This window comes from Streptomyces sp. BV286 (assembly GCF_019090165.1).
GTDB lineage: Bacteria > Actinomycetota > Actinomycetes > Streptomycetales > Streptomycetaceae > Streptomyces.
In genome coordinates this window covers 1-6,275 of record NZ_JAHRIB010000058.1, presented here as the reverse complement: position 1 = coordinate 6,275, position 6,275 = coordinate 1, and the positions used below count along the sequence as shown (strand labels likewise).

Below are 6,275 nucleotides of genomic sequence, written 5' to 3'. Positions count from 1 at the left end.
TGACCACCGCGTCCCCGGAGCGGGACGTCGTGCCGCTGGGCCCGGTGGCGGCCGTCGGAGGTTCGGCGGCAGCCCGCTGCGGGCCGGTCGCCGCGTCACCCGAGCCGGTCGCCGCCTCACGCGAAGAGGGCAACGTCCCGCTGGAACCACCGGCGGACGCGGCAGGGGGCTTCGCCGGGCGGGGACCGGTCGGCGCTTTGGCGGGCTCCGCTGCCGGCTGACCGGAACGAGCCGCCGCCCGCTGGACGTTGACCCCGGAGCCGGAGCCGGAGCCGGAGCCGGAGCCGGAGCCGGAGCCGGAGCCGGTGGGGCTGGTCGGGCCGGTCGGAGAGTTGCCGGAGGAGGGCGCCGCCTTCTGGGCGCGCCCCGGGGAGGTGCCGTCGCCGTCGGCCGTCGCCTCAGGAACGGGTGTCGTCCGCGCGCGCTCGGGAGGCGCGCCACGGGAGCCCGTCGTGGCCCGCTGGACGCCGACCGTCGCCGCGCCGGGCCCGGCCGTCGTGCGGTCAGGGCCAAGAGGTCCCGGACCAGGCCTGGTTGTCGTCGGCCGGACGGCATCGGCGGCCGCTGTGCTGCCGCCCGCGCGCGATGCCGTACCGGCGGAACCGCTCGCGCGGTCGGCAGGGCCGGCTGGTGAACCGCTCGGGGCAGACGCCGGGCCGCCGGGGCCGGTCCCCCCGCCCGCGGAGCCGGTACCGGGGGCAGCGGTCGGAGCCGCTGTGACCGCGGGCCCGCCCGCCGGGCGGCCGGAACCGGCCGTCGCCCGCTGGACGTTGCCCACCGCACCGCCGGAACGGGGCGCCGAACCGCCGGGGCCGGCCGCCGTACCGCCCGCTCCGGTCGCACGGCTGCCGGAGTCCGCCGCCGTGCCCCCACCGGATGCCGCGCTGCCGGGAGCGGCAGAAGTCGGGTTGCGCGGGCCGGCCGGTGCGCCGACCGGGTCGGCACCCGGGGCCCGCTCGGTGTCGACCGCCGCCCTCGAAGGGAGCCCTCCCGGTCCGGCCGGGGCCGGGCCCGAGGCCGACGTCTCACGGTCGGACGTCGTGCGGTCGGACAGCGCCCCGCCCGCTGCAGCAGACTTGCCCGCAGCCGACTCGCCCACCGCCGAACCGCCCGCCCCCGAACCGCCCGCCGTCGTACGGCCCGATGTGCCGTCGGCACCCGGAACCTCCCGCCGTGCCACCGGCAGGGACCGGCGCTGCACCGCGGGCGGGGTGGACGCCCTGGTCAACGGGTTCGTCCGCTGCGGCTGTATCCGCGAAGGGGACTGGGGTCGGGGCTGGCCCCGGGGCGGCACAGGGGTCACCCGTGGCCCCGAGGGGCGGGCAGCCGTGACCGGACGTGCCGCGCGCTGTACCGGGTGTGCGTCGCCACTCCCGTCGCCAGGAGCCTCGGTCGCTTCGGAGGAGGCGGCCGCCACCGGCAGGGTGCGCGAGGGCGGTTCGAGCCCGGGGACGGGCCGCGCCGAGGTGGTGAGCGCGTTCCTGACCAGCCCGCCCGGTGCCCCGTCGAGGACGGCATGGGACAGGGTTCCGGTGAAGGACGGGTTCTGCCAGGTGCTCAGCCGTCCGCCGAACCCGGAGTCCGCGACACCGGTCCGTCCCACGGCGGCCCGCTGGATCGGCGGCAGCCCCGCCCAGCCGATCACCGGAACCGGCCCGGACTCCGCGGCCGTACCGCTGCCGGAATCCGCGCCCGCGCCTGTGCCGGTGCCTGTGTCTCTGCCCGTACTCGCGGAGACTGAACTGTCGTTCCCGGGAGCCGGGTTCGCGTCCGGGGCCGGTGTCGTCACGGGACCCCGGTTCGTCCCGGAGCCGCCCCTCAGCCGGTCGAGGAAGCCCACCGATCAGCCCTCCGCCCCGCCCCGGGTCACCAGGGACGCGATCTGTTCCGTGAAGCGGCGGCGGTCCTGGTGTTCGAGGTCCAGGATCTCCTCCAGGCTCCAGTGGAAGTGGTAGGCGACGTACGCGATCTCCTGGTGCAGCCGGTCGGTCGCGTACGTCACGATTCCCCCAGGCGGCTCCCGCCGAGTTCGACCTCGAAGGGCTCCGAGCAGTGGGGGCACTCCACGGCCGCGCGGGTGTGGCCCTCGGCGTTGACCTGACGGTAGAAGTCCTGAAGGAACGCGAGGTCGGAGGCGAACATGTTCTCCACCACCCCGTCGTGCACCGACGGAAGCGTGCCGAGGCTGGTGATGACCCGGCCCAGCAGCACCACGGACAGATACGCCGGGTTCTCCTGGACGCGGACGTCCCGCAGCGGGATCAGCTCGTCCCGGGCCGTGGCGAGACGCATCACGCCGTCGCGGTGGACGTTCCCCGACGCGTCGACGTATCCGCGGGGCAGCTCGAAGGGGAACTCCGTCCGAAGCTGCTGCGGCACCGACACCGGAGCGGGCGGGGGTGCGGGCACCGGAGCGGCCGTCTGCTCCGGTGCCGCCACCGGCCCGGGCGCGGGCGCGTCCACGACGGGACCCGCCCCCGCCCTGGCAGCCGTACGCCGCATTACTCGATGACCAGTTCTTCGAAGACGATGGTCACGGTCTCGGTGAGCGGGGAGGCCTCGCCGGCCTTCAGGGCGCTGGCGTCGATCTTGCTGCACCAGGCGTTGCGCATGTTGTACCGCTTCACCGGGTTGTTCTGGTAATCCATCATGATGATGGAGGCGTCCTTGCGGGCCGTGCTCATCTGCCCGGCGATCGAGTCGTTGATCCACGTCGTGAACGCCGGTGACTGGGTCATTCCGCGCACCACGGTGCACTGGCCGTCCTTCTGCACACCCGGCATGAGGCTGACCTCGGGCTTGCCCTGCGCCGAGTTCGACAGGTGCTTGATGACGTCCTGCTCGATGGTGAGGCCGTTGACCTCCGCGAGGTACTCGACCATCACGCCGTCGATCTGGAGGCCGAAATTGTGTGAAGTGAGGCTGTCACCCGGCTGGAGACTCATCTGTTCTCTGTCCTTCTGAGGGGTCGTGACAATGGCTTACGAGGCAAAGGCGCAGGCGGGCCGGGCCTACTCCTCGAGCTCTCCGCTGCCGCTGGAGAACTGCGCCAGCCGGAAGATCACGAACTCGGCGGGCTTGACCGGCGCGATGCCGATCTCGCAGATGACCCGGCCGAGGTCGACCGACTCCGGGGGGTTGGTCTCCTCGTTGCACTTGACGTAGTAGGCCTCTTCCGGCCGCTGGCCGAAGAGGGCGCCGCTGCGCCACTCGTTGACGAGGAACGACGAGACGTTGCGCCGGATCCTGGCCCACAGGTTGTGGTCGTTCGGCTCGAACACCACCCACTGGGTGCCGAGCAGGATCGACTCCTCCAGGTAGTTGAAGTACCGGCGGATGTTGAGGTAGCGCCAGGCCGGGTCGGAGGACATGGTGCGGGCGCCCCAGACGCGGATGCCGCGGCCCGGGAAGGCGCGGATGCAGTTGACGCCGATGGGGTTGAGCAGGTCCTGCTCGCCGCGGGTGATCTGGAGCTCCAGGTCCACCGCGCCGCGTACGACCTCGTTGGCGGGCGCCTTGTGCACACCGCGCTCGAAGTCGTTGCGGGCCCAGATGCCGGCGACGTGGCCGCTCGGCGGGATCACGCGGGACTGGCCGGTCGCCGGGTCGAAGACCTTGACCCAGGGGTAGTACAGGGCCGCGTACTTGGAGTCGTAGCCCGCGGTCTCCTGACGCCAGACCCGGATCTGACGGGCGTTCAGGCCGGGCGGCGGGTCGATGATGGCGACCCGGTCGCCCATCAGCTCGCAGTGCGCGATCAGACCGAGCTGGACCGCCTTCACGGCCTCCAGGTCGATCGCGCCGCGCTGGTAGGCGGCCATCAGGTCGGGGACGGCGACCATGGAGACCTCGTCGACGGCCTCCAGGCCGCCGAAGCCGGTGCGGTCGGCGGAGTCACCGAGGTAGTGGGCCGGGCCGGGGTGGGCGTCGCTCGTCCCGGACGGGGCGACGGGGGCGGGGGCCGCGGGGGCCGCCAGCGCCACGGTCTGGTTCTCGGGCCGCGCCAACTGGGCCGCGGGCGCGGACTCCTGGACGGTGATGAGCTTGGAGCGCTCCTTCACCTGCGTGACGACGTAGTTGCGGCCGCCCTTCTTGGCGGTCACGTCGAACGTCTCGACGGGCTTGTCGCCGTCCTTGACGATCAGCTTGAAGCGCTCGGCGGGGCCCTCGCCCTCGGGGTCGGCGACCTCGACGCTGAGCGAGCCGCCGGCGACGGCGGTGACGCTGAAGGTGCCGAGCTGCTTCGGCTCGCCCGCCGGGAGCGCGGCCGGTGCGGCGGAGCCGGAGACGGCGGCCGGGGAGGCGGCGCCTGCCGCGCCCTCGGCCGTGCCGCCGACCCGCACGACGTACGCGGCGCTGCCGCCGTTGTTGAAGAACCCGTACACGGAGTGCGCGAGGTAGTAGCCGTCGGTGAAGTCGCCGAAGGCCGCGACGTACTGGGACCAGTTGGTCACCAGGGTCGGCTCGTTCAGCGGACCGGCCGGCGCGAGCCCGACGAAGGCCGCCACCGATGTGCCCACCCCCTCGATGGGACGCGAGCCGCTGGCCACCTCCTCGACGTATACGCCGGGTGACAGGTAGGACGGCATGCTCTGCTCTCCTCGGGGTACGAGACAGGTCTTCTCTCACCCTCACGCGCGAAGCGCGTCCATTGAAACGTCCTCCGGGACCAGTTCGGGGGCAGAACTGTTGCCCGGAGGGGCACGAGGGTGCAAACGGTGAGGGCCCGCTGCCCTCACGGCTGCCCTGAAGTACCTTTCGCGGCCGCGGTGCCGTCCGCTAAGCCTTGAAGGCTGTTGTACCCGTCTTCGAGGGGAGCCCCCGTGCGCGCGCAGGACAAGGAGACCGACAGGGCCCGCGGCCGGGTCGGTGAGGGCCGCCCGCCGGGGCGCGTCCCGGTGCCGGGGCCCGCCTCCCGCGTCCTGGCACTGCAGCGTGCCGCAGGCAACGCGGCGGTGGCCCGTGCCGTCGAGGAGCAGCGGCACGAGCACGGAGCGAACTGCGGGCACGGCCCGTCCGTCCAGCGTTCCGCGGTGCACAAGGTGCTGAGTTCGCCGGGCCAGACGATGGACGGAACGCTGCGGAACGAGATGGAAGGCCGGTTCGGCGGCGAGGACTTCAGCGGCGTACGCCTCCACACGGACTCGGCGGCCCTCGACTCCGCAGCGGAGATCGGGGCGCTCGCGTACACCTCCTTCCCGCACGTGGTGTGGGACGGCCGGGACAAGCAGGTACTCGCCGAAGAGCTGCACCACATCGGCCAGCAGAGCCGGGGGCCGGTGCCCGGCACCGACAACGGCGACGGCCTGATGATCTCCGACCCGAACGACTGGGCGGAGGTCGAGGCGGGGGATGTCGCGCGGCAGGTGATGGCTGGGCCCGCGCCGGAGCGGATCGCGCACGGCGGGTTGGAAGGCGGTGGCGCGGCGGGCCCGGAGGCATCCTCCGTGCAGCGGGCAGCCATCTCCGTGCAGCGGAAGCCGAGCGGGCGGCCGACGGTGCACGACCCCGGGGGCGACTGGGAGGCGCATCAGACGACCGGCCGCTCAGACGGCGCGCTCGTGCTCAGTGGCCACGGCTCGTGGAACAAGAACACCCCGGACTTCAGGGTGCCCGCGGGCACCAGGGTCCACCTGTACTGCCAGCACGGAAACACCGTGCTGGACTCCAGTGGCGGTCTGGTGGAAACAGGTGGAGACATCCAGCCGTCCAGCTCGCGGGACGGGCGCCACACCGTTCCGGACTACACCCTCCACGTTCCGACCGGGCTCGACATTCACGGCAGTCCGGTGGCCGTGACACCGGCCGGCACCGGATACCGGGTGCAACTTGACCCGACTCAGCCGGCCACCATCATGGTGACCTCTCTCCGAGACCCTCAAATCGCCGGCCGGAGCATCACGTTCACGCGCGACGTCCAGCTGTCGGCCATTCTGAAGGCCAACATGGGAGACGTTCACATGGCGGCATGCCGGCACATGGAGATTCCGGCCATGCAGGGGAGGACGCGGAACCAGGACTAGATCCACCTGCCGGTCCGGATGGTCCAAGCGGCCCTCCAGGAGCGTCGCGGAGGGCACGCAGTTGTGTACGGACGCCTCCTGACCGCGTGCCACTCACCGCGTAGCGTCCGAGGGTGAGCCTTTGGACCTCCCTGGAACCCGCCTCCGCGACTGTGGACCCGGGTGGTAGTACGACTGTGCGGTTGCGTGTGCGCAATACCGGTGACGTGGTCGATGAGTACCGCTTCGAGGCGGTTGGTGATCTGGCGCCCT

At 72.5% G+C, this 6,275-nt stretch carries 5 protein-coding genes and 1 pseudogene; 2 read left to right on the top strand and 4 right to left on the bottom strand.

Going from position 1 to position 6,275, the window contains the following annotated elements; genetic code table 11:
- Positions 1–221: pseudogene (locus KUF83_RS08135) on the top strand (hypothetical protein); the annotation flags it as partial.
- Positions 222–1,843: 1,622 nt separating this feature from the next.
- Here KUF83_RS08135 and KUF83_RS08130 read toward each other — a convergent pair.
- The 4 genes from KUF83_RS08130 to KUF83_RS08115 all read right to left on the bottom strand — a co-directional run bounded on the left by KUF83_RS08130 (position 1,844) and on the right by KUF83_RS08115 (position 4,589).
- Positions 1,844–2,002, bottom strand: coding sequence for a DUF6760 family protein (locus KUF83_RS08130; RefSeq protein ID WP_217453906.1), 159 nt, complete (start codon positions 2,000–2,002; stop codon positions 1,844–1,846).
- Positions 1,999–2,502: a hypothetical protein gene (locus KUF83_RS08125; protein WP_217453905.1), complete on the bottom strand. Its 504-nt coding sequence runs from the start codon at positions 2,500–2,502 to the stop codon at positions 1,999–2,001. Before KUF83_RS08125 ends, KUF83_RS08130 begins: the two co-directional genes overlap by 4 nt.
- Positions 2,502–2,945 (bottom strand): phage tail protein, encoded by a 444-nt coding sequence (locus KUF83_RS08120; RefSeq protein ID WP_217453904.1) that lies wholly within the window; start codon positions 2,943–2,945, stop codon positions 2,502–2,504. The genes KUF83_RS08125 and KUF83_RS08120 overlap by 1 nt, the downstream gene beginning before the upstream one ends.
- A 66-nt stretch (positions 2,946–3,011) precedes the next feature.
- Positions 3,012–4,589, bottom strand: a complete 1,578-nt coding sequence (locus tag KUF83_RS08115) for a phage tail sheath subtilisin-like domain-containing protein (RefSeq protein ID WP_217453903.1) — start codon at positions 4,587–4,589, stop codon at positions 3,012–3,014.
- 234 nt (positions 4,590–4,823) lie between these two features.
- Between KUF83_RS08115 and KUF83_RS08110 the strand changes: the two genes are divergently transcribed.
- The gene (locus tag KUF83_RS08110) at positions 4,824–6,023 is read left to right on the top strand and encodes a DUF4157 domain-containing protein (RefSeq protein WP_308402944.1); all 1,200 of its coding nucleotides are present in this window, start codon (positions 4,824–4,826) and stop codon (positions 6,021–6,023) included.
- The last annotated feature ends 252 nt before the right edge of the window (positions 6,024–6,275 follow it).